Source organism: Phormidesmis priestleyi ULC007, from assembly GCF_001895925.1.
GTDB classification, from domain to species: Bacteria; Cyanobacteriota; Cyanobacteriia; order Leptolyngbyales; family Leptolyngbyaceae; genus Phormidesmis_A; species Phormidesmis_A priestleyi_A.
Genome location: NZ_MPPI01000004.1, coordinates 37,765 through 58,846 on the forward strand (window position 1 = coordinate 37,765; position 21,082 = coordinate 58,846).

Sequence of the window (21,082 nt, forward strand, 5' to 3'; positions counted from 1 at the left end):
GGTGTTAAAAAATCATGGACAACGCATTGCGTCAAACTTGGGGAGCCGCCACAATAGCACTGACAGTCAGTATCTTGACAGCCTGTAGTTCTTCTACGCAGACCAGTCAAACCAGTCCCACCGATTCTGCAACAGGAACGGCAGCCACAAATACACCAAGCGCTTCAAACACAGGCATTAAAGTAGTAGCAACTAGCACCGTGTTGTGCGATCTGACCAAACAAATTGCTGCCAATACAGTTGATCTCACTTGCTTGATTAAGCCTGCTGCCGATCCCCACGTTTATCAGCCAGCACCCGAAGATCGCAAAGCGATCGAAGATGCCAATCTGGTTCTCTATTCGGGTTATGACTTCGAGCCAAGTTTAATGAAGCTGATCCAATCGACCGCTAATTCTACGCCAAAGGTTGCGATCGCAGAAGTTGCGGTTCCGACTCCGCAGCAGTTTGATGAAGACGGTCAAACGGTTCCTGATCCGCACGTTTGGCACAACGCTCAAAACGGAATTCAAATGGTTGCCGCAGTTCAAAGTAATTTAGCGAAAGTTGCGCCTGCGAATGCAGCCCTTTATGCCAAAAATGCTCAAGCGATGACGACAGAACTGACGCAAATTGATGGCTGGATTAAGTCACAAATTGCCACCATTCCTGAAGCGTCTCGTAAGTTGGTGACGACGCACGATGCTTTAGGCTACTACTCTAAAGCCTATGGGCTTCCGGTTGAAGGTGCATTAGAAGGCATCAGCACTGAAGAAAAGCCGACTGCAAATCGAGTCAAGGAATTAGTCAAAACGATCGAAGATGATAAGGTTCCAACGATCTTTGCTGAACTCACCCTTAATCCTAAGTTGATCGAAGCGGTTGCCAAAGAAGCAAACGTGAAAGTTTCCGATCGAGAACTCTATGCAGATGGATTAGGAGAAGCCGGAAGCGAAGGGGACACTTACCAGAAAATGCTCGTTGCGAATACAAAAACGATCGTTGAAGGATTGGGAGGACAATTTACCCCGTTAACAGCAAAATAAGTCGATATTTCTAACCTGATTCTGTAATACCAATTTGATTTGTGAACGCGACAGATCCACACGAGAGCACGGAATACGGTAGGGGCATGGCATGCCGTGCCCCGTCGGATCGAACGATCAGTCGCCATTGCTTCCGAAATTGGTATTAGATCGATCGCAATTGTTTTTGAAATGGGCATAGCTCAATAAAGAGAGTACCGATCGTGTCCTCCCAAAGCAAATCCCCCAATGAAAATCTTCACTGAGGGATTTGTTCCACTGAGACAACAGTATCTAGGTCTAGCAGTCGTAATACAACTCAAACTCGTAGGGAGTTGGCAACTTGCTAATCGGCTTCACTTCACCCTCCATCTTCATCGCGATCCAGTTATAGATGAAGTCTTCTGGGAAGACACCGCCCGCCGTGAGAAATTCGTGATCTCTCTCCAGATTGGCCAGCGCTTCGCCGAGGTTTGCGGGTGCTTTGGGCACTTTTGCCAATTCCTCTTTACTCATTTCGTAGATGTCTACATCCAAAGGTTCGCCCGGATCAATCTGGTTTTTGATGCCGTCTAGCCCCGCACAGAGCATCGCCGAAAAAGTGAGGTAAGGGTTACTCGATGCGTCAGGGCACCGGAACTCTAATCGCTTGGCTTTAGGATTGCTGCCCGATAGCGGAATCCGAATTGATGCCGATCGATTCCCCGCCGAGTATGCCAAGTTGACCGGAGCTTCAAAGCCAGGAACCAACCGCTTATAGGAGTTTACGGTTGGGTTAGTGAACGCTAGAAGTGAAGGCGCGTGGCGGATCAAGCCGCCGATGAAATGCAGCGCCATTTGGCTCAAGCCTGCATATTTGTCGCCTGCAAACAACGGCTGTCCATCTTTCCAGATTGACATGTGGCTGTGCATTCCAGAGCCATTGTCATCGTGGATCGGCTTGGGCATGAAGGTTGCCGTCTTGCCATATTTACGAGCAACGTTTTTGACCACATACTTATAGGTCTGCACATAGTCAGCCGCGTGTACCAGGTCAGAAAAGCGGATGCCTAGCTCACACTGTCCACCAGCAGCAACTTCGTGGTGATGCTTCTCGATCGGCACGCCACACTTCGCCATCGTCAGCAGCATTTCTGTCCGAATGTCTTGCAGCGTATCGGAGGGAGCCGCCGGAAAATAGCCCCGTTTCTTGCCAATTTTAAAGCCAAGGTTGCCGCCCGGTTCAGAACTGCCTGAATTCCAAGAACCTTCGCTCGAATCAACGGCATAGTAGCCCGTGTGACCCTCTTGCCCATAGCGAACATCGTCAAAGATAAAAAATTCGGGTTCAGGGCCGCAGAAGACTTTATCGCCGATTCCTGTAGAGATCAAATAGTCAACGGCTTTCTGCGCGATCGATCGGGGGTCACGCTCATACATTTGCCCGGTGCGAGGATCGACGATCGTGCAAACCATGCTCAGGGTTGGCACTTCCATGAAGGGATCGATCCAAGCAGTGGTGGGGTCAGGCACCATCGCCATATCAGAACTGTTGATGGCTTTCCAGCCGCGAATGCTAGACCCGTCAAACGCTACACCCCCAGAGTTGAGAAAAGATTCTTCCTCAATCAAACTTTTGTGGAACGTACAGTGTTGCCAAATTCCATAAAGATCTACAAACTTGAGGTCGATCAGTTCAATATTCTGATCCTCAATCATCTTTAGAATTTCTTGTGCAGTCTCAGCCATGAACTACTCCTTGAATCGGGGCTAATAAAGTCTTCTCAGAAGGGTTTGAGAAGATGTTGAACGAATACGGCTCAGTTAAGATGTTTCACCTTAATCGGAAAGATTTATGAGGTCTTTAAAGAAAAAGCGGCGATCGCGCATCTTTCTAGAGCTAGACCCTGAGTTCTGTGAATCATCGTAGGGAGAGCGATACAGGAGTTTTGTATCTTAGACTACAAAATCCTTAGTCGTTAGCAAGAATTAAATTTAGGTTAACGACTATGATTGCGTCTTGGGACGTAAAAATGTAACGTTTCACAACGTCTAGGGGGATCAGCGTTGTCAGCATTTCAATCGGCTCAACCCTGCGTGGTAGACTTACGCTAAATCATTTTGATGAATTTGATGGAGCGCTCGGCTAGTTGCTGTGGGTCGAGGCTCTAATCAGAAAACCACAAACACCAGATCTGTTTATCGGGATTAATTGGGAGAAGAATTTCATGCGCGATGCAGTGACAAGCCTGATTAGAAACTACGACATCACCGGGCGATATCTTGATCGCAATGCGGTTGATGATTTAAAATCCTATTTTGCAACCGGGATGGCGCGTGTGCAAGCGGCCGGAGTAATCAACTCCAATGCGGCGGCGATCGTCAAGCAAGCAGGCTTACGGTTGTTTGATGAACTCCCCGAACTGATTCGCCCCGGCGGCAACGCTTACACCACTCGTCGCTATGCCGCGTGTCTGCGAGATATGGACTATTATCTGCGCTATGCCAGCTATGCACTGGTCGCTGGAGACACCGACGTGCTAGATGAGCGAGTGCTAGAAGGTCTGCGAGAAACCTACAACTCGTTGGGGGTTCCCAGTGGCCCAACCGTGCGCGGCATTCAAATCATGAAAGAAATTGTCAGAGAGCAGGTTGCGGCAACTGGCATTGAAGGAGCCTCGTTTATTGACCAGCCCTTTGACTACATGACCCGTGAATTGGGCGAAAACGACCTTTAATTAGGTTTGTCAGGTCGGTTTTTAATCCGGCGATCGTAGGGGCAAAGCCCTCGGTAGTTCAGCTTTCGGAAATTCCAAGAAAGCGTTCGCCGAAGGCTTTGCCCCTATGTCATGTCGTGGCTTATTTTCTAACCCTTCAGATCAGCATCGGTTTCTAAAACCCAGATTCAGAAACCACGATCGCAGACAAGAGTCGAAATCACAAAAAATATGAAATGATGGGTTCATCCTTGCTCACTCATCCCTCATCCCTTTAAGATGGCTACACCTTGTCACATCATTGTTGAGGGCAACCCCGCGATCGTTTATGCCAGTCGAGGAGGCACGCCCAATAAGGTGCTACCGACTTTAGAGCGGTTTCTCGATAAGTTTTGGCAGGAGCGCGATCTCTCTGGAGAAGCCAGCGACACACCAGAATGCTTGCTGGCACAGATTGTAGTTCGATTTGGCTATGAGATTTGTGAAGATGATTTCTCTAATCTCAAAGTAGGTGTGAACTATGACCCCACCGCCGAATATCTATATTTAATCGCCTCCGATCGCTCGGTAATTGTTTGGGAAACCGGAGACGATTATCACAAAGATCCGACTTTAGGGCTGCAAGCTTGCCAACCGTGGATCAGCACCGAATGGGCGATCGAATCATCAGTCAGCAAGTAGAAACTAACCCATTAAGGAGAATCGCTGTTGCATCAGGTGCCTGTCCGGGCTGGGACGCGCACAAAGACGAAGGGAAACTTTCGCATGTCACGGTTCTGGCCGACATTCCGCACTTTCAACTGGCACATTGAATAATTTAAGTGAGGCAATGGGGCTCACAGAAGCTCTGGCTGGATGATTATCTCACTAAGCCAGGGTGATTTTCAATTGCGCTCAAATAGGTCATTTGCACCAAAAACCTTGTATCCACTGCCAGATATGGCTTTCAGCGCTAAATATTTAAGTGTGGCACTTAAAGGGCGGAATGTGGGTTTCAGAACTGGTAAATTAGCTCACTCTGCAAGAGGTAGAGTGAATTCTGCCCCTTGCTCAACTCTGGTAACTAAGTAACGTGAGTTCTGAACAAGCCATTGCTCAAGCCGGAGAGATTGACTCGACCAGAACTCACGTGGGGTCATTATTTGCAGTACCGGAAGTTATCAACAGTTACAGCAGACACTAGAGGAGTAGCCCCGTGAGGAAAACGAACTTTTACGCATTGGTTTGAGTCCGCAGCACGTAAAATGGTGTCTTTACGTGCGACAAAGGCTTTGCAACCTACTTTAATTAAGCCAGTGGGATCAACTGGTACAAGATCATCACAAAGACTACCAGGAACACCTCCCGGATTTCTGCGAATCCATGCTGCCACTCTCTTGGTAAAAGCCCTCCGCCCATATAAACTTTGGGTTACCGGTCCTATCGTATGAATAAAATGTCTGTTCTGACGAATCACTTTTTCTGCACTAAATGCAGGTGCTACTGCTATCAGTAGAGTTGACAGTGAGAATAGCACAGAAGCCAATACAGCTTTAGGGTTCATAATTGTCTCCTACAAGATTAGTGAACGTGCGAGATGGCTCAAAACTTGAGCCTAACTAGAGCGGGAGTCGTCGGAGTCTCTGGTTGTTAAAGTCGTGAGGGACTGACTTGTTCTGGGGGGGGAGCCGTGGGAGTTTGGGATTGAGCGATCGCTGGGGCTACAACACCTGTTAGAAGAATGCATCCCGCAAATAGAGCAGAAATGCGAGTGTGGCGAGCCATAAAAGTCTCCAATGAATTGAATGGTTTACAAGGCAATTTGTGTGCGATTGGTGAGGGTTCGCTGAAGGTTTGAATCTGTCTGCGTGTCCCGCTCACATCTCTAAAGTATTTGCCCTGTAAGGGTTTGGCGGTTCAGTCTCTGGCTCAAGCGGTTGGCTCACAAGCTGACCCAGGGCATTTTTGACTGAGCTAAGGTGAGCCAAAATGTGATATCTGTCTGATACCCAAGCAAAAGGTGAGGAAGCATGGCAGAAACGCTGAGAGCTTCTAGAAATGGGTTAGAACAGATCGATCGGGCACGACGGCGGTTAGGCTGGAATCGTCAGTCAACAGCCTGGTATGCCCAGGCACACACTTCTCTAGCGACGCTGAAGCGTTTTTTGCGAGGGGAACCCATTGACCGGGATGCGTTTATTGAGTTGTGTCAAATCGTGGGCGTAAGGGATTGGCAGACGATCGCTGATCCATCATTTCTTCCTTTATCAACGGCTTCTTCTCTACCAGTGGTTGATTGGGAAGAAGCGCCCGATGTGAGATTGTTTTTTGGGCGTGAGTCAGAACTGGCAACCCTAGAACACTGGATCGTCGGCGATCGCTGCCGCTTGGTGACCGTGTTGGGGCGGGGGAGCATTGGCAAAACAGCGTTAGTGGTGCGGTTGATTGAGCAGATTCAAGATCAGTTTGAAGTGGTGATTTGGCGATCGTTGCGTCAGGCTCCTCCTCTGCCAGACCTGCTGCAAAATCTGCTGCAATTCCTCACATATCAGCCTCCCACAGCAGCATTTCCCATTCACCAAACGCTGTCTCAACTCATAGAACAATTGCGTCAGCATCGCTGTTTGCTGGTGTTAGACAACGGGGAAGCCATTCTCAAAGGGGAATCGTTGACGGGTCAGTATCTGGAGGGCTATGAAGAATACAGCGAACTGTTTCGACGAGTGGGCACAGAACGTCACCAAAGCTGTCTGCTGCTCACCAGTCGCGAAATGGGAGAAATTGCCAGATTAGCCGGAAATCGCTCACCCGTGCGGATGTTGCCCCTGACGGGGTTGGCGGAACCTGACGCACGACAAATTTTTCAAGCAGAGCACTTATCTGGACAGGAAAAATGGGCAACGCTGATCGCGATTTATCAGGGCGATCCGTTAGCGCTGCGGCTAATTTCTACCACGATTAAAGAAGTCTTTGATGGGAACGTAGCAGCATTTCTCAAGGGTCTGACGATCGTCGTCGATAAGTTAAGAGACACTTTAGACCAGCAATTTCAGCGGCTGTCTGCCCAAGAGAAAGCCGTGATGGGTTGTTTGGCGATCGCAGATCAGCCCGTTTCTATCTCGCAGCTCACTGATCGGCTGGACTCACGCTTATCTCAGTCAGAAGTCATTCAAGTGTTGGAGTCGTTGAAAGGACGATCGCTGATTGAAAACACCAAAATCGACGAAGACGAGGAGGTCTTATTCACCCTTCAACCTGTCATCCAAAAATACGTCACCCGGTATCACTTAGAAACGGCTGGAAACATTCCAGAAAATGGTTAAAACGTCTTGGGTGCCTGTTGCATAAAATTCGATCAGTTGACGTGAAATCCATTAGAAAGAAGTGAGGTATTTTTTAGCCTTCTCGCCCTACATCGTTCCGAAAATCATTTCCGAAAACCGTTGAAGCAGCGTTTTCTACGCCCAACTCGCCCCCGTTGTGATCATGCTTCCAACCCTTCATCGCAATGAAAATTGGTTTAAGATAACACGTCCCATTGTCGATCGCATCCCTTTCGATCGAACCAGTTCAGGCTATACGCTGACCGAGCTTTTAACCATTTTGCTGGTAATGGGAATTTTAGCCGCGATCGCCATTCCCAGTTACCTTGCACTCACTCAAAAAGCAGCCTGTATGGCAGGTCAAAAAGATATCATCGGCTTGTGCTGGCTAGAGCGCCCCAAACCTGGATCGTGCCATGTAGCATCCAAAGATTGCAGCTTTCCTAGACCGGGAGTTCGCCCTGGCAATGTGTACCGTGCCCCCAAAACAACAAAAGGAATCGGCGGCTTTTATCTCAGCGTTGTCAGCCCCAACGCTAGCGCAGTAGTTCACTACAAAACTTACTCCTGTGTAGGTGAAGCCGTGACAGAGCAGGGCATTCGCCCCCTTGAAAGCAGCCTCACGGATAATGTTTATCTAGATACCCGCATCAACTACATTCCCTTTTCGCAAGGAACCTGTTCCTTTGAGTTTTCTGTGCTGAATAAAGCGATATCGGATGGCAATCGCATTCATTTCATGATGAATTTTAATGTTCTCCAGTGATGCTTTGATCATGAGTTATTGTATTAACCCCGATTGTCTTGATCGACAAAATCCCGACGGACTACAAGTCTGTCAAGCCTGTGGAACATCATTGCAAATTCAAGGTCGCTATCAGTTAATTCGTCCCCTCCGACCGCTCGACAAAGCGTATCCTAGTGAGGTGTTTGAAGTCTGCGATCGAGGTCAAATCAAAGTCTTAAAATCTCTCCATGTCACTGCCCCTAAATTAGTTGATCTCTTTATTCAAGAAGCCAGCATTCTCACGAATTTGTCCCATCCTGGAATTCCTAAAACTGATCCTGATTCCTACTTCACCCTTTCACTCAGTCATGGAAAAAAGCTTTATTGCCTGATCATGGAATACATTAAAGGGCAAAATCTAGAGCAATGGATGCAGGAAAATGAATTTCAATCGATGAGTCAAGACTTCGCCTTACAGTGGCTAAAACAATTAGCCCTAACGCTAGATTACATTCATCAACACAATCTTTTTCACCGAGATATCAAGCCTTCTAATATTATTTATCAACCCAATGGAAACCTGGTATTAATTGATTTCGGGACTGCTAGAAAAGTCACTGCAACGGTTGTTGATAGACGCGGCGTGACGATCGTCTACTCCGATGGCTACACCGCTCCAGAGCAGCTTCAGGGAAGATCTGTGCCTCAATCGGATTTTTTTGCGTTGGGACGTACTTTTGTTTATCTGCTGACTGGGAAACCCCCTGAATCTTTGTCGGCAGATCTAAAAACAGGGCAACTCCATTGGCGATCGGCTGCACCGCACATCTCAAACTCCTTTGCTGATTTGATCGATCGACTCATCCATCCCTCACCAGAAAAACGGCTCTGCACCACCCAGGATCTGCTTCGCGGCATTGAGTTCATTTTGCTCGAATCGATCCGCCACCAGAGAAAGACGATCATCCCATTCTCTTTGGCCAAAATTGCCGCTCTCCCAAATTTCCGGCTCTGGGCTTTGTCTGGTCTAGTGGTGGGAGGAGGGCTGTGGTGGCAACATCAACTGATTCGATTTAACCCATCCCCCGCTCTTCTGTCTTTAACAAACCCTGCTGCCCAAACTTCAGAAGCACTCGTTCACATCCGATGGTTTTTTGGTCAAGCAACCGAGGATGGGGAAATTTATCTCAACATCTGCGATCGTCCAGAGTCAAACGTGAACCCAGAAGGAGGGTGCGCCAAAGCTAATCGGGTTAACTCAAAAGTCACCAAAGCTGGAGCGACGGGCATGATCACTAAGAATCTGGAAGCAAATCAACCCTACCGAGTTTGTCTGGTGGCAGATGGGTTGCCAGGAAAAAAAGGGCGATGGCTGAACTGTCGAGTTGTCACCGCGCTCAACGGTGCCCGATTCGATTTTCACAGTCAAGAGTTGAAGTTTGCTCGCGTCAGACCTTGATGCATTTAGGTTAAAGATTCTGACTCCAATCAGTAGACGATTTGAGAATAGACCTCCCGCACGAATCTTTGCCCTCACCCTTGTATCTTAAGAGTGTGGCAGACCGTCCCCCCTAAGATTCTTGAAATCGAGATTTAGCTAGGGTCACCACACTATCTGAACTCAGAAACACCTCGAATTATCGGCAGGGAACTGAGACCGTCTGAGTATCCCGCATAACGCAAGGTAGAGGAACCGCTGAGACTCCTACCATCCCCTTCATCCTCCTGGGAGCTATCTAGTTGACATCCTCACCGTCCTAAAGGAGCGGTGATTCCTAAGACTCACGACTTAGGTTTCTGCTTCATAGCAACTGCCTTCAAAGCGAATGCTTATCCGGTCTTACGTTCGCTCCACAGACTGACACGGCAAGCCCTGCCGCCAAGATGTTCTTTGCCGCGTTGATGTCCCGGTCATGGTGTGTCCCGCAACTGGGGCAATCCCATTCCCGGATATCCAACGGCAACTTATCTACGATGTGACCACAATGCCCACACCGCTTAGAACTCGGAAACCATCGGTCAATCTTGACGAAGCTGCGACCATACCAATCGCACTTATATTCAAGTTGCCTAACCAGTTCGCCCCACGCAGCATCGCTGATGGATTTGGCAAGCTTCCGATTCTTAACCATGTTCTTCACAGCCAAAGCTTCGACGGCGATGGTTTGGTTTTCACGCACCAATCGAGTTGTCAACTTGTGAAGAAAATCATGCCGGGAATCGCTAATTTCTGCATAGACTCTAGCGACTTTGATCCTGGCTTTATGTTGGTTGTTCGACCCCTTTTGCTTGCGAGAAAGCGCTTTCTGAACTCTCTTGAGTTTGCGACGCTTGGCAGCAAAGCTTTTGGGGTTGGCAACCTTTTCACCTGTGCTGAGAGCGACCAGGCTCGTGATGCCCAAATCAATCCCAATTTGGTTAGGCGATGCGGGCAAGGGTTCAATCTCAACATCCACCAGCAGAGAAACCGTCCATCTCCCAGCCGGGGAAAGTCTCACCGTGACGGTGGAGGGTTCAGAACCTTGGGGGAGTTGTCTACTCCATCGGATATTGAGCGGTTCAGCATCCTTAGCCAGAAATACCTGAGCATCTCTGAACTTAAATGCCGACTTGGTAAATTCAGCACTGCCGCCGTGATGCTTCTTCTTGAAGTTGGGGTATTGTGCCCGTCCTGCAAAGAAGTTGCTGAACGCTTTCTGAAGATGGCGCAATCCCTGCTGCAAAGGCACGCAGCTAACTTCGTTCAAGAATTGCAGGTCTTCCGCCTTCTTCCACGTAGTCAGCATCGCAGACGTTTCAGCGTACCCGACTCGTTCTTGATGCTCATACCATGCCTGAGTCCTGGCGGCGAGGGCGCGGTTATACACCAAACGAGTACAGCCCATCGTGCGTCTCAGCAAGGTTTCTTGCTCAGGCGTTGGATAAAAGCGGTACTTGAAGGCTTTCTGCGTCATGCCTCACAGTATAGCGTCTATTCTGTGAGAAGCGTGAGAGATTGGGCACTGGATCGAGTGCCCGCTCCTATCCCTCCCCGGCGTGAACGCACGGGGTTTCTCGGAGGTTCCCGATGAGCGACAATCTCCATTCGATTGGCATTGATGTTTAACGGTTTCTGGATATTCATGTTTATCCCACGGGCAAGTGCTGGCGCGTTCCCAATACCATTGTTGGATTGTTATCGGTGCGCTCCCAGTTTCCCGAACCCGACGACGTGAAGCGAGTCATTTTAGAATCGACGGGAGGCTATGAACGAGAAGCGGCTTTGTGGTTGAGTCAAGCGGGCTATGCGGTGGCAGTGATGAATGCCCGTCAAGGACGCAACTTTGCTCGGGCGATGAATCAACAGGCAAAAACGGATCAAGTTGATGCTTAAGTTTTAGCGTGGTTTGGCGACAAGATTACCCCCGATGTGCGACCCTTAGCAAGTGAAGCCCAACAGCAACTTGATGATTTAGTCACCCGTCGTCAGTTGGTGGACATTCTCACCGCCGAGCGCAATCGCATGGCTCTATTAAGAGGGAAAGCGCAAGCGAACGTGGAAGGTCACATTGAATGGCTCACGGAGCAGATCAAAAGAACTCGACGGCGAGATCGAAGCCCAAATTCAAGCCTGCCAACTGTGGCGACACACTCAAGAATTGGTTCTGAGCGTGCCCGGTGTGGGAAAAGTCCTGGCTTCCACGCTGGTCTCTGCCTGGCCGGAATGGGGGCAAGCTGAACCACAAGCAAATCGCTGCCTTGGTGGGCGTTGCCCCCTTTAACTATGACAGCGGACAAATGAGAGGAAAACGTCGGGTCTCTGGGGGGCGTGCCAACGTCCGACAGGTGTTGTTTATGTCGGCAATGGTGGCGGTTCGCTTCAATCCTGTGCTGAAGGAGTTTTATCATCGGTTATTGCAGCGCGGCAAAGAGAAGAAAGTTGCCTTGGTAGCTTGTATGCACAAGCTGCTCACCATTTTGAATGCCCTTGTCAAGCAGGATAAGGACTGGGTGCCTCCTATCGCAGAGGCTGAAACCGAAAAAGTTGCCCTTCCCGCTTGACTTTTAAGATCATCGCTAAATCCCCCAAAATTGGGGGACTTCAAGCCAAAATTTCCAGTTCAAAGTCCCCCAGAATGGCAGGGCTGATCTATCGGTAAGAGAAAATAGCTGAAGTCCTTCTTTACTCGACTTCAAACTGAAAACTTTCGTCAATTTTGATTTCTTGCAGCGATCGCCATCCTGCTTGCCACTGCGATCGGTCTCTTAAAAGTCTGGCATTCATCCAAAATCGAATATTTGGATCACAGGCAGCGACCATTTCAGCAAACACCCATTGACCTTCGTTGGTGCGATTGACGACTTGAAAATGTCGCCATCCCCAAGTGGTTTGTTGGGCCGTCCATTTTGAGCCAACCAGATAGGGAAACTTTTGTTTTTTAGACATGATGCAAATATCTGGTTTTTAAGGGAGACTTAAATCGATCGTGCCACAAATTAGAAACAAACGTAGTATGGGTTATCGCGATCGACCCTTTTTGAAACCCCTAAAATCAACCTTCTTTAAGACGCTAAACTCGGTTAGCTAATCTATGAACCTCAAATCTTTTACGATCTCTGCAATGCTTCTGACGATCGGAGCCGCCATCCCCGCTCAAGCTGAAAACCTTGATCACGTTCAGCAATTGATTGCGACCAAACAATGTCAAAGCTGTGACTTGAGCGGCGCGGGATTGGTGTTAGCTCGGTTAACCGGAGCAAACCTAAATCAGGCAAATTTAGCCGGGGCAAACCTCAGCCAAGCTGTCTTATCAGGAGCCAACTTGAGCGGGGCAAATTTGGCTGGAGCAAGTCTCTATGGAGCCGATTTAAGCGGCGCAAAATTGGCGGGCGCAGACTTGAGCGGGGCAGATTTGCGAGGAGCCTTTTTGTCAGGAGCCGATCTTACGGGTGTTCAAATGACTAATGCTGCCCTGCAAGGCGCGATCGGGCTACCTCCTACCGTAGGCGATCCCGAAGATTTTTATCGCTGGGCACTAGATGCCACAAAACAGCACAACTATGAAAAAGCGATCGCGCACTTCAATCAGGTGATTATTCGCAAGTCTGACCACGCAATGGCTTATTTTGGGCGAGCGATCGCTCGATTAGAGTTGGGTGACAAAGATGGAGCCGTCCAAGACAGCGAATTTGCATCGACTCTGTTTTCACAACAAGGTCAAAAAGAAAATGCTGAAGCTGCCCAAAAGTTAGTGCAAAGCATCAAAAATCCACCCAAAGAGCGCAAAGAAAGTAACGGCGGATTGGGTCAATCTCTGATCAGTGTCGTCGGTGGATTGCTGCAACTGTTGCTATTTAGGTAATAGTCCTCTCCTGCACGAATCTTTCCTCACCCTGAATCCCTCTCCCAAACTTGGAAGAGGAACTTTGAAACTGAACCGATTGCTCTTACGATTTGCACGTTTAGGGAGCCGCCTGAATGTGAAGGATTTGGTAATCGACGGCTCCTTAACGCCTAGTTTCCTATAGTTGAATGGTGATTTTGTTGTGCAACTCCTCCACTTGAATTAGTGAACCATTGCCCAAGACGATGTTGAACTTTGCTAAAGATCGCTCCATTTGATAGCCAGGCAACACTCGGACAATTTGATATTCAGTCGTCAAGTCACTCGTGCCATCCCATTTGAACAATGCCAGTTGATTGGATGCAATCTCACTCAGTTGTGAAACAAACTCTTCAATGCGATCGCTCACATTCACGAGAATGCCAGATGACAGGAAGATGTAACGCTCTTGCAAATCTAAAGTCACACTGACTCGATAACGTTTTTCGGTTGAGCAACGTAACTCAACGGTGAACGAAATCGAGCTAGGAATCACAGTCCTAACTCCCATATTATTTTGTCCTCTCGGTTAATTCAAAGAGGACAAGAACTCTGATTTCTCAGACATTCGATCGGGATGAAAAGTGTATGCGGGATCTTGATTCCAGCCTTTCAAGATCCCATAGCAAAGCCGACGGTGTACAATCATGAACGCCTCCTGAGTTAGCACAAGTAACTAGGGATGGAAGTCCTCGGAGTCTGATCTTGCTCATCAGATTTCGGGGCACAACTTCATCACTGCGATGTATTCTACAGGAGTTTTTTGTTTTTTGGGAAGCTAAATTTTTGAGGGGGAGCGATCGTTTCTTTGGTGGAGGTGTGGTCTATCTCGTCGAGAGAAGTGTGAAGTTTTCGAGCTTTTGAGTTTGAAGAAACGTAGGGTTTGGGTAGCGTGTTAGTCTAATTTGCTAGGTAGAGGGTTAGGCTGCAAGGGGTGCGGTTGCATCTCGCGCTAAACAAATTGCGTTTTTGGGAAATTAGATGGCAAGTCGTCAGCCTAATCTTCTAAATTAGCAGATGGGTCACACGATGAAAGGCAGTCTAGTTAGATCGTTAGCCCGACTATTGTCCACAAAGTAAAGTCATGTTTGAGAGGCTATTCGTAAAGGCTTAGCCAAACATCCAATTTTGGGAGATAAATTGATGTCGGACGGCAAGAAGGAGGGCGGTGTTTTTGGACAGATTGCTGTAGCAGTCGTAGTAGCACTCCTTGCTGGGGGTACTGCCCCATGGTGGTGGGAGAAGATTATTGGTAATTCTACCGTTCCTTCCTCACCTGCTCCTAGCCATGTAAAGTCGACAAGAGTTCCTGTTAAAACTCCAACAGCTAACACAGTAGATGAGTCACCACCCAGCTTATTGTTGGCAACAGGGCAATACGGTGGCGCTGGCAGTATATTCAGGGGTACGTACAGGGTTATTGCTAAGGTAGGAGGGAAAATGTGCATTGCACTTATAAATGGCACCCCTACTCCTTATAGAGGCAATTCTGAGATTATTGTTAGTAGTTTATCGTGGCGTGATGGAAAGTTTCATGTAGATGCAACTAACGAGCAGTTAGTAATTCTCAGCCAAACTTCATTTACGGATGAGATTGGTTCACGTCTTTCTTGGACGCTAGAGACTGAGAAGATACAGGATTTCTATAGAACACGTCTAAACACATGCCTAAAGAGTAATGGTAAATACAAACATAGTGAATTAGGTGACTTTATTGATGGGATTCCTTACCCATAAACCTTAATTAAGAGAGTTATTTGAGGACTCGGAAACATGCATGGCAGTTCTGAGAACAACAAGTAAGAGGGTTTCAATCAACAATAATGGAGGAAAGGCTAAGAAGTCGGTTGCACCCAAAGTCTACCTAGTGTGAGTTTGAAGTCATCTGCGACGGGTGAACCAGACGTTAGACTTCACCCATTGAGAATTATGTGGGATGCAAGTTGAGGATACTGTCAACGATCGCCCCTCTAGCAAACTGCACAGCGATCGACCTCTTTTTACCTGACAATTTGAGAAATATCTCGTTGCATGGGGAAGCGATTACCCGAAGGGGAACTTGCTTCGCAAACCGCCGATCGTAAAATCAGACCAGTGAGGACTGCCTACGCTGCCTCATAAGATACGATGAAGATAACTCTGAAGAGGCTTCGTTATGACGGCAGCATCTAACAAGCAGTCAGCAATCATTCGTACAGAGCGAGGACTGACGATCGCAGGCACACGCATCACCCTCTACGATATAATGGATCACGTGACGGCTCAATATCCGCCTAAGTTTATCCGAGGCTTATTTGAGCTTACGGGGGAACAAATCAATACTGCTTTAGCCTACATTGAGGCAAATCGTGCTGAGGTAGAAGCCGAGTATCATCAAGTTCTCAAAGAAGCCGAAGAACTTCAGCAATATTACGCAGAACAAAACCGTGAGCGAATCGCTCGAATTGCTGTACAGCCTCCGAAACCTGGAACCGAAGCCGCTTGGGAAAAACTTCAGGCAATTCGGGCGAAGCGTCAGTTGAAAGCATGATTTTCTTGATTGATCATAATCTCAAGGGGCATGCTTTAGTTTTCTTCTGTGCTATTGGTCGTCAGGGTTGGCTTGATGTCGTCCCGATTCGATTTGTCACGTTTTCAGAAATGGAGTTATCGATCGCTAGTGATGACCGGGTTGTTTGGCGATTAGCTCAAGAAAACCAGATGATTTTGCTCACAGCCAATCGTAGTATGAAAGGAAAAGATTCGCTGGAACAAGTCATGCGTGAAGAAAGCACCTCAGCATCGTTGTGTGATTACGATCGGTAACGCTGATCGCCTGCTAAGTGACTCTGAATATCGAGGTCGTTGTGTTGAAAGTCTGATTGAAATTGTGCTCGATATTGATAGTTACCGAGGTGCAAGGCGAATCTTCATCCCGTAATGTGACACTTTGAGAAACTCAAAGATCCTTTGCTGAATGCTTAACCTGAGCTTTAAAAGCTTAAAGCCTTTGAGAAATCGACACTTCTCAAAGGCTTTACTTCTACGAGCATGGAGGGACTCGAACCCCCGACCCTCAGAACCGGAATCTGATGCTCTATCCACTGAGCTACATGCCCTCGTCACGTCAACATTATAGCACCGAAAACAGAGTCAAAAATCAAGGGTGAAGGGTGAAATTTGTCGCTCGATCGCTAAAAGTATGCCATCGGATCAACGGGTTCGCCGTTTTGTCTGACTTCAAAATGCAGGTGCGGCCCGGTCGAAAGCCCGGTTGAGCCAACGGCGGCGATCGGTTGCCCTCGCTCTACAGCTTGCCCTTCTGAAACGTAGAGTTCGCTGGTGTGCCCATAGAGGGTGGTAGTGGTGGTGCCGTGGTCGATGATCACTGCATTGCCATAGCCGCCATACCATCCGGCAAAAATCACTACGCCGCGATCGGCAGCCCGAATCATGCTGCCATAGTCGGCACCAAAATCTACCCCAGAGTGAAAGCGTTGATAGCCCAAAATCGGGTGCATTCGCCAGCCAAACCCACTGGTGATCTCGCCATCACTGGGGTAACTCATCTGGCCCGTGCCCAAGACGACAATGCCATTTTTAGCGCGTTCTTCAGACACTCGTTTTTGAATCAGCGCTCCGATGCTTTGAGAGTCTTTTGCAAGTTGAGCTTCGGCAGCTTCGAGCGCCCGTCGATCGGTCTTTAAGCGATCGACTACTTTGTTTTGATAGGTTGCTTGCGCTTCAAATTCTGATTTTTGTGCCAGAAGCTCTTGGGTGAGCAGCGCAATTTGATTTTTTTGCTGTTCGACTTGATTTTGTTGGCGATCGAGCCGTTCGGCATCCGATTTTAAGTCAGTGAGAATCTTACGATCGGTTTTATACACTCGCCTGAGCTGCTGACGACGATCAATAAAATCATTGAGGCTCTGACTTTGCAACAGCACTGCCCAACCGTGACTTCTGGGCTGACGCTGCAAAAAACGCAGTCGAGAGCCAGTTGCAGCTTGCTTTTGGCGATAAGTCCGATCGGCAGAATCCAATGCGATTTGCAGCGTTTTAAGTTGCCGCGTCGCCTGTTTTAACTTAGTTTCACTAACTTGAATTTGTCCGGTGGTGACTTGAATGTTTTTGCGAATGCCTTTGAGATTGCTTTGAGCAGATTTCTCTAGTTTTTGCACCCGATCGCGCTCTTTTTGCACCGCCGATCGCTGCTGATCAATTTGCTGCTGATGTTGCTTAAGGTCATCGAGACTGCTTTCTTGAGAGATGGCAGGGTGAGCAATCCATAGCAGACTGACTAGACACACGACTCCGATCAGCCTCTGCATTCCAATCGATCGCTTGGCCAGAATCTCAGTTGTCTTATACAACCAGGCAACCATTTCCTCACATCCACGGCGTTGTTAAAGCAGACACCATTATTACCACAGATGTGAAAATCGGTTCAATGAGTCAGAGGTTTTGAGCCGTCTAGCTCGATCGCCGCTCGACCTGAAGGGCTGAGAAGGCACTTTCACCCAGGGCACGGTGCGCCGCCGCCGTGGGATGAATGCCATCCCAAAACAGAAACCTATCGGGTTGACGACATCCATCTGGACTAGAGAGGCAACCACTGGTGACGTTAGTAAACCCGAAGTTAGAGGGATGAGTCTCAGCTTCTCGATAAAGCGTATTTGCGTCTAATTGAATGATCTGAACCGTTGCTCCGATCTTTTGCGAAGCCGTCGCCAGAGATTGAGACAAGCTGAGGTTGTGTGTTTGAGTGGCCGCGCTAAGAGCTTGAGAATTGCTTGTGTTGCGCGTGGACGGAAGCTGCCCCAAATCGGGTAAATTGCCAACCAAAATCTTTCGGGCACCGACTTTCGAGAGAGATGCGATCGCCTGCATGACATTCTCAACGACGATCGCTGGCTGGGTTGCTTCTTGCAGATAATCGTTAGCGCCTGCCCAGACGACATAGAGGGCTTGCGAGTCGGCTTGAGCATGAGCGTTCGTAAAGCCGTTTATCTGAGTTAATAACCCTGGAACTCCATAGGAACCTTTTGCACTAGTAGTTGCGCCGCCTGCTGCAAAATTGGTAGTGCGATCGAGGGTCAGTGACAGCTTAGATGCCAGATGCTCAACCCAAACCGGGCCATTTGAGTAGCGTCCTTGAAAGTAGGGCGGGCTAGGAGGATAAGCGCCTCCAGTAGCCTTATAAATGGTGCCTGTATCTGAAAGACTATCGCCAAACACATAAATCTGATTGATCGAGCGGGCGAGTTCTTGAGTTTTGATGCCAGAATTCTGAGGCGACGTTGCAAACACGACCATAGTAAACGCCAAAAGTGCTAAAACTGCTGCAAAGATAGGGATTTTTTTCACGGCTTCAATCAGGTTTAGCTTGACTCGGATCTTGCACCAGTCTTAACGATTTCCCGCTCACCCGCCCTGAATTAAAATTCGGGCTAATCGCCAAAGTCCTCTCAAGAGGACTGAGCCAACCTTTTAACCCATTTCAATGGGTTTGAGCTACGAGCCAAGAACTTCAGTTCTTGGCGGTTGTTGCAAAAGGTGCAAGATTTAAGTTGAACCAGTCACTTGTCAACTTCTCAAGGCTTCAGCAGTGCAAACAGAAACCCCTGAAATAATCGCCACAGTTCTCAATCTAACAAACTATTTTTAGGAGCTGAGTGCGTAAATCCGAACTCGCCAAACATAAAGCTAGCGCCATAACACTAAGTGTGGGTGTCTAGTAATTCGTAAGAGCGTCTAGCATGGAAGGACGATCGCAGATTCGCTCTTGAGATACTTGCGTATACGATCGCAGACCTACACAATTTCACCCTTCACTCTATTTCTATGCGTGACTTTCTCAAACACACTTTTGCCACCCTATTGGGCATTTTCATTTTTCTAGGTCTGAGCGTCGGCGGATTGCTATTTTTAGTGATTGCCACTGCCTCCAAAGACACCGGGCCGCAGGTGAAGGATAAATCAGTGTTGGTCTTCGATTTGTCTCAAAACATCACCGACTCCCGCCCATCTTCTTCGGCTCGTGAGATCGTCAGTGGTGCTCTCTCTGGCGATGAAACCGATACGATTACGCTTCGCACCGTTTTAGACACGATCGACCACGCCACCCAAGATTCTAAAATCATTGCTCTTTATCTTCATGGCAGCAGCGGCAATAATGCTTCTGGCTTTGCCACGCTCAAAGAAGTCCGCAAAGCGTTGACGCGTTTTAAGGCAACGGGCAAAAAAATCTATGCCTATGATGTCGATTGGCGAGAACGCGAATATTATCTAGCATCTGTGGCAAACACGATCGCAGTTAACCCGATCGGGCAATTAGAGATCAATGGTCTCAGTTCTGAAAGTATGTTTTATGCAGGCGCGTTGCAGAAGTTTGGTGTGGGTGTGCAAGTCACACGAGTCGGCAAATATAAGTCAGCCGTCGAGCCATATTTGCTGACCAAGCGCAGCCCCGCCAACAAAGAGCAAACCGAAAAACTCTTGGGTGATTTGTGGAGTGAATTTCTCGCAACCACCAGCAAAGACCGCAAAATGACCGTTCAGCAGGTTCAGAAAATTGCCGATAGTCAGGGCATTCTGAGTCCACAAGACGCGCAGAAGAAAGGTTTGGCAGATAAGGTTGCCTATTCTGACGAGATATCAGCAGAGCTTAAAACTTTGACGGGTGAAGACGAAGAGAATAAATCCTTCCGTCAAGTTACCCTCAAAACCTACGCCAAAATTGCCGAAGATCACCCTAAAAAGCGCAACGCCAAGCAGCAAGTTGCAGTGGTCTACGCGGATGGTGAAATCGTCAACGGGCAGGGCACAGCAGGACAAGTCGGCGGCGATCGCCTAGCTCGACAACTCCGAGATCTGCGCCTCGATGACGACGTAAAAGCAGTGGTGCTGAGAGTCAATAGCCCTGGCGGAAGCGCGACTGCCTCCGAAATTATTCAGCGAGAACTTGTGTTGACTCGCAAGGTCAAGCCCGTTGTCGTGTCGATGGGCGACGTGGCAGCATCGGGAGGCTATTGGATTTCGACTTATGCCGATCGTATTTTTGCCGAACCGAACACGATCACAGGCTCGATCGGGGTTTTTGGGTTGCAGCCCAATATTCAAAAGATCGCCAATCAAAACGGACTGACTTGGGACGTGGTTAAAACTGGACGCTTTGCCGACAGTCAAACGATCAGCCGTCCCAAAACGCCCGAAGAATTAGAACTGGTGCAGCGATCGGTCAACAAAATTTATGATCAGTTTTTGACCAAAGTCTCTGACTCTCGCAAACTCCAAAAGTCAAAAGTTGCCGCGATCGCTCAAGGGCGAGTTTGGTCAGGCAGCGAAGCAAAATCGCTGGGTTTAGTAGACGAGTTGGGCGGGCTAGAAGATGCGGTTAAAGAAGCCGCGAACCGTGCAAAACTTGGCGACGATTGGCAGCTAGAAGAATATCCTAAAACCAGCACCCTAGAGGAGAAACTCTTGGGTCGGTTCTTGGGCGGTGACGAAACCAAAGCAACTTCTAGCGATCCATTCACTGACGAGTTGAAAAAAATTCAGGCAGATCTCGCTTCTCTTCGCTCTATGAACGATCCCAAGGGCGTTTATGTGCGGCTTCCGTTTAATCTCCGAGTCGATTAAGTCTTAGATTGAGGTTACTGATTCAACATTGCGACACCCCAACTCTCGATCGGTGTTAAAACCGATCCGGTAAATGGGCAAATTAGAATGAATTGATCTTGTAGTGTCGCGATTTGTCATCAACCCATGGGTATAAAAAAACATCGTTCCTTCTTGTTAATCTTGCTTTGCAGTACTGCGGGTGTGATTGTAGGCGGAACCGCTAGCTGGGCGGAAAGTAGTCAATGTTTGCAGGCAAAGGTGCTGACTAATCAGTGCCTCATTCAAGACCCGATCGTCAAAACGCTAGAAGGAATGGCAACCGGAATGATTGCAGGAGTCGGCGCAGGAGCAGGAGCCGCCTGGAATGCTAGGCGACCCTCTAAATGAG

At 48.3% G+C, this 21,082-nt stretch carries 22 protein-coding genes and 1 tRNA gene; 14 read left to right on the forward strand and 9 right to left on the reverse strand.

All coding sequences use genetic code 11. The features are described from left to right. Positions 1–14 precede the first annotated feature (14 nt). The gene (locus tag BRW63_RS05145) at positions 15–1,025 is read left to right on the forward strand and encodes a metal ABC transporter solute-binding protein, Zn/Mn family (protein WP_073069847.1); all 1,011 of its coding nucleotides are present in this window, start codon (positions 15–17) and stop codon (positions 1,023–1,025) included. Positions 1,026–1,304: 279 nt separating this feature from the next. Here the strand turns inward: BRW63_RS05145 and glnA are convergent, their stop codons facing one another. After that, a complete protein-coding gene (glnA, locus tag BRW63_RS05150; protein WP_073069848.1) occupies positions 1,305–2,732 on the reverse strand; it encodes a type I glutamate--ammonia ligase in 1,428 nt (475 codons plus the stop codon). Between the two features lie 479 nt (positions 2,733–3,211). On the opposite strand from glnA, the gene apcB reads away from it, so the two are divergent. Beyond that, positions 3,212–3,721, forward strand: coding sequence for an allophycocyanin subunit beta (apcB, locus tag BRW63_RS05155; protein WP_073069849.1), 510 nt, complete (start codon positions 3,212–3,214; stop codon positions 3,719–3,721). A gap of 258 nt (positions 3,722–3,979) precedes the next feature. Then, entirely contained in the window at positions 3,980–4,381 is a 402-nt protein-coding gene (locus BRW63_RS05160; protein ID WP_073069850.1) for a histidine kinase, read from the forward strand. Positions 4,382–4,838: 457 nt separating this feature from the next. Here the strand turns inward: BRW63_RS05160 and BRW63_RS27555 are convergent, their stop codons facing one another. Both BRW63_RS27555 and BRW63_RS29460 read right to left on the reverse strand, forming a co-directional pair. Beyond that, positions 4,839–5,243 carry a hypothetical protein gene (locus BRW63_RS27555; protein WP_143162008.1) on the reverse strand — a complete coding sequence of 135 codons (405 nt, stop codon included), beginning with the start codon at positions 5,241–5,243 and terminating at the stop codon, positions 4,839–4,841. A gap of 86 nt (positions 5,244–5,329) precedes the next feature. After that, on the reverse strand, positions 5,330–5,464 hold the full coding sequence (locus BRW63_RS29460; RefSeq protein WP_262983521.1) for a hypothetical protein: 135 nt from the start codon (positions 5,462–5,464) through the stop codon (positions 5,330–5,332). 245 nt (positions 5,465–5,709) lie between these two features. Here BRW63_RS29460 and BRW63_RS05165 point away from each other — a divergent pair, with 245 nt between their 5' ends. From BRW63_RS05165 to BRW63_RS05175, 3 genes are all read left to right on the forward strand, one after another. Next, entirely contained in the window at positions 5,710–7,002 is a 1,293-nt protein-coding gene (locus BRW63_RS05165) for an NB-ARC domain-containing protein (RefSeq protein WP_073069851.1), read from the forward strand. Between the two features lie 163 nt (positions 7,003–7,165). Further along, positions 7,166–7,768: a hypothetical protein gene (locus BRW63_RS05170; RefSeq protein ID WP_143162009.1), complete on the forward strand. Its 603-nt coding sequence runs from the start codon at positions 7,166–7,168 to the stop codon at positions 7,766–7,768. A gap of 10 nt (positions 7,769–7,778) precedes the next feature. After that, positions 7,779–9,188, forward strand: coding sequence for a serine/threonine protein kinase (locus tag BRW63_RS05175; RefSeq protein ID WP_073069853.1), 1,410 nt, complete (start codon positions 7,779–7,781; stop codon positions 9,186–9,188). Between the two features lie 358 nt (positions 9,189–9,546). On the opposite strand, the gene BRW63_RS05180 is transcribed toward BRW63_RS05175, so the two are convergent. Then, on the reverse strand, positions 9,547–10,683 hold the full coding sequence (locus BRW63_RS05180; protein ID WP_073069854.1) for an RNA-guided endonuclease InsQ/TnpB family protein: 1,137 nt from the start codon (positions 10,681–10,683) through the stop codon (positions 9,547–9,549). Positions 10,684–10,910: 227 nt separating this feature from the next. Here BRW63_RS05180 and BRW63_RS28750 point away from each other — a divergent pair, with 227 nt between their 5' ends. Then, a complete protein-coding gene (locus BRW63_RS28750) occupies positions 10,911–11,102 on the forward strand; it encodes an IS110 family transposase (protein ID WP_219898347.1) in 192 nt (63 codons plus the stop codon). A 284-nt stretch (positions 11,103–11,386) separates the two neighbouring features. Beyond that, entirely contained in the window at positions 11,387–11,770 is a 384-nt protein-coding gene (locus BRW63_RS28755; RefSeq protein WP_083582717.1) for a transposase, read from the forward strand. 121 nt (positions 11,771–11,891) lie between these two features. On the opposite strand, the gene BRW63_RS05190 is transcribed toward BRW63_RS28755, so the two are convergent. Beyond that, a complete protein-coding gene (locus tag BRW63_RS05190) occupies positions 11,892–12,155 on the reverse strand; it encodes a TIGR02450 family Trp-rich protein (RefSeq protein WP_073069855.1) in 264 nt (87 codons plus the stop codon). Between the two features lie 145 nt (positions 12,156–12,300). Here BRW63_RS05190 and BRW63_RS05195 point away from each other — a divergent pair, with 145 nt between their 5' ends. Beyond that, a complete protein-coding gene (locus tag BRW63_RS05195) occupies positions 12,301–13,071 on the forward strand; it encodes a pentapeptide repeat-containing protein (protein WP_073069856.1) in 771 nt (256 codons plus the stop codon). A 160-nt stretch (positions 13,072–13,231) separates the two neighbouring features. On the opposite strand, the gene BRW63_RS05200 is transcribed toward BRW63_RS05195, so the two are convergent. Further along, positions 13,232–13,603: a hypothetical protein gene (locus BRW63_RS05200; protein WP_073069857.1), complete on the reverse strand. Its 372-nt coding sequence runs from the start codon at positions 13,601–13,603 to the stop codon at positions 13,232–13,234. Between the two features lie 632 nt (positions 13,604–14,235). Here BRW63_RS05200 and BRW63_RS05205 point away from each other — a divergent pair. The 3 genes from BRW63_RS05205 to BRW63_RS05215 all read left to right on the forward strand — a co-directional run bounded on the left by BRW63_RS05205 (position 14,236) and on the right by BRW63_RS05215 (position 15,897). Next, a complete protein-coding gene (locus BRW63_RS05205; protein ID WP_073069858.1) occupies positions 14,236–14,829 on the forward strand; it encodes a hypothetical protein in 594 nt (197 codons plus the stop codon). 418 nt (positions 14,830–15,247) lie between these two features. Continuing rightward, positions 15,248–15,622, forward strand: a complete 375-nt coding sequence (locus BRW63_RS05210) for a DUF433 domain-containing protein (RefSeq protein WP_073069859.1) — start codon at positions 15,248–15,250, stop codon at positions 15,620–15,622. Beyond that, positions 15,619–15,897 carry a DUF5615 family PIN-like protein gene (locus tag BRW63_RS05215; RefSeq protein ID WP_223257294.1) on the forward strand — a complete coding sequence of 93 codons (279 nt, stop codon included), beginning with the start codon at positions 15,619–15,621 and terminating at the stop codon, positions 15,895–15,897. The genes BRW63_RS05210 and BRW63_RS05215 overlap by 4 nt, the downstream gene beginning before the upstream one ends. A 220-nt stretch (positions 15,898–16,117) precedes the next feature. On the opposite strand, the gene BRW63_RS05220 is transcribed toward BRW63_RS05215, so the two are convergent. The 3 genes from BRW63_RS05220 to BRW63_RS05230 all read right to left on the reverse strand — a co-directional run bounded on the left by BRW63_RS05220 (position 16,118) and on the right by BRW63_RS05230 (position 18,438). Next, positions 16,118–16,190, reverse strand: a tRNA-Arg gene (locus tag BRW63_RS05220). A 75-nt stretch (positions 16,191–16,265) separates the two neighbouring features. Then, positions 16,266–17,456 (reverse strand): murein hydrolase activator EnvC family protein, encoded by a 1,191-nt coding sequence (locus tag BRW63_RS05225; RefSeq protein WP_083582719.1) that lies wholly within the window; start codon positions 17,454–17,456, stop codon positions 16,266–16,268. A gap of 88 nt (positions 17,457–17,544) precedes the next feature. Continuing rightward, positions 17,545–18,438: an SGNH/GDSL hydrolase family protein gene (locus tag BRW63_RS05230; protein WP_219898349.1), complete on the reverse strand. Its 894-nt coding sequence runs from the start codon at positions 18,436–18,438 to the stop codon at positions 17,545–17,547. Positions 18,439–18,915: 477 nt separating this feature from the next. Here BRW63_RS05230 and sppA point away from each other — a divergent pair, with 477 nt between their 5' ends. Together sppA and BRW63_RS05240 are read left to right on the forward strand one after the other, a co-directional pair. Further along, entirely contained in the window at positions 18,916–20,712 is a 1,797-nt protein-coding gene (gene sppA / locus BRW63_RS05235) for a signal peptide peptidase SppA (protein ID WP_073069860.1), read from the forward strand. A gap of 126 nt (positions 20,713–20,838) precedes the next feature. Then, entirely contained in the window at positions 20,839–21,081 is a 243-nt protein-coding gene (locus BRW63_RS05240; protein ID WP_073069861.1) for a hypothetical protein, read from the forward strand. Position 21,082: the final 1 nt, after the last annotated feature.

Bases quoted from the DNA above. Each gene is read 5' to 3' on its own strand.
- BRW63_RS05145 (WP_073069847.1), top strand. From the start codon at position 15: ATGGACAACGCATTGCGTCAAACTTGGGGAGCCGCCACAATAGCACTG.
- glnA (WP_073069848.1), bottom strand. From the start codon at position 2,732: ATGGCTGAGACTGCACAAGAAATTCTAAAGATGATTGAGGATCAGAAT.
- apcB (WP_073069849.1), top strand. From the start codon at position 3,212: ATGCGCGATGCAGTGACAAGCCTGATTAGAAACTACGACATCACCGGG.
- BRW63_RS05160 (WP_073069850.1), top strand. From the start codon at position 3,980: ATGGCTACACCTTGTCACATCATTGTTGAGGGCAACCCCGCGATCGTT.
- BRW63_RS27555 (WP_143162008.1), bottom strand. From the start codon at position 5,243: ATGAACCCTAAAGCTGTATTGGCTTCTGTGCTATTCTCACTGTCAACT.
- BRW63_RS29460 (WP_262983521.1), bottom strand. From the start codon at position 5,464: ATGGCTCGCCACACTCGCATTTCTGCTCTATTTGCGGGATGCATTCTT.
- BRW63_RS05165 (WP_073069851.1), top strand. From the start codon at position 5,710: ATGGCAGAAACGCTGAGAGCTTCTAGAAATGGGTTAGAACAGATCGAT.
- BRW63_RS05170 (WP_143162009.1), top strand. From the start codon at position 7,166: ATGCTTCCAACCCTTCATCGCAATGAAAATTGGTTTAAGATAACACGT.
- BRW63_RS05175 (WP_073069853.1), top strand. From the start codon at position 7,779: ATGAGTTATTGTATTAACCCCGATTGTCTTGATCGACAAAATCCCGAC.
- BRW63_RS05180 (WP_073069854.1), bottom strand. From the start codon at position 10,683: ATGACGCAGAAAGCCTTCAAGTACCGCTTTTATCCAACGCCTGAGCAA.
- BRW63_RS05190 (WP_073069855.1), bottom strand. From the start codon at position 12,155: ATGTCTAAAAAACAAAAGTTTCCCTATCTGGTTGGCTCAAAATGGACG.
- BRW63_RS05195 (WP_073069856.1), top strand. From the start codon at position 12,301: ATGAACCTCAAATCTTTTACGATCTCTGCAATGCTTCTGACGATCGGA.
- BRW63_RS05200 (WP_073069857.1), bottom strand. From the start codon at position 13,603: ATGGGAGTTAGGACTGTGATTCCTAGCTCGATTTCGTTCACCGTTGAG.
- BRW63_RS05205 (WP_073069858.1), top strand. From the start codon at position 14,236: ATGTCGGACGGCAAGAAGGAGGGCGGTGTTTTTGGACAGATTGCTGTA.
- BRW63_RS05210 (WP_073069859.1), top strand. From the start codon at position 15,248: ATGACGGCAGCATCTAACAAGCAGTCAGCAATCATTCGTACAGAGCGA.
- BRW63_RS05215 (WP_223257294.1), top strand. From the start codon at position 15,619: ATGATTTTCTTGATTGATCATAATCTCAAGGGGCATGCTTTAGTTTTC.
- BRW63_RS05225 (WP_083582719.1), bottom strand. From the start codon at position 17,456: ATGGTTGCCTGGTTGTATAAGACAACTGAGATTCTGGCCAAGCGATCG.
- sppA (WP_073069860.1), top strand. From the start codon at position 18,916: ATGCGTGACTTTCTCAAACACACTTTTGCCACCCTATTGGGCATTTTC.
- BRW63_RS05240 (WP_073069861.1), top strand. From the start codon at position 20,839: ATGGGTATAAAAAAACATCGTTCCTTCTTGTTAATCTTGCTTTGCAGT.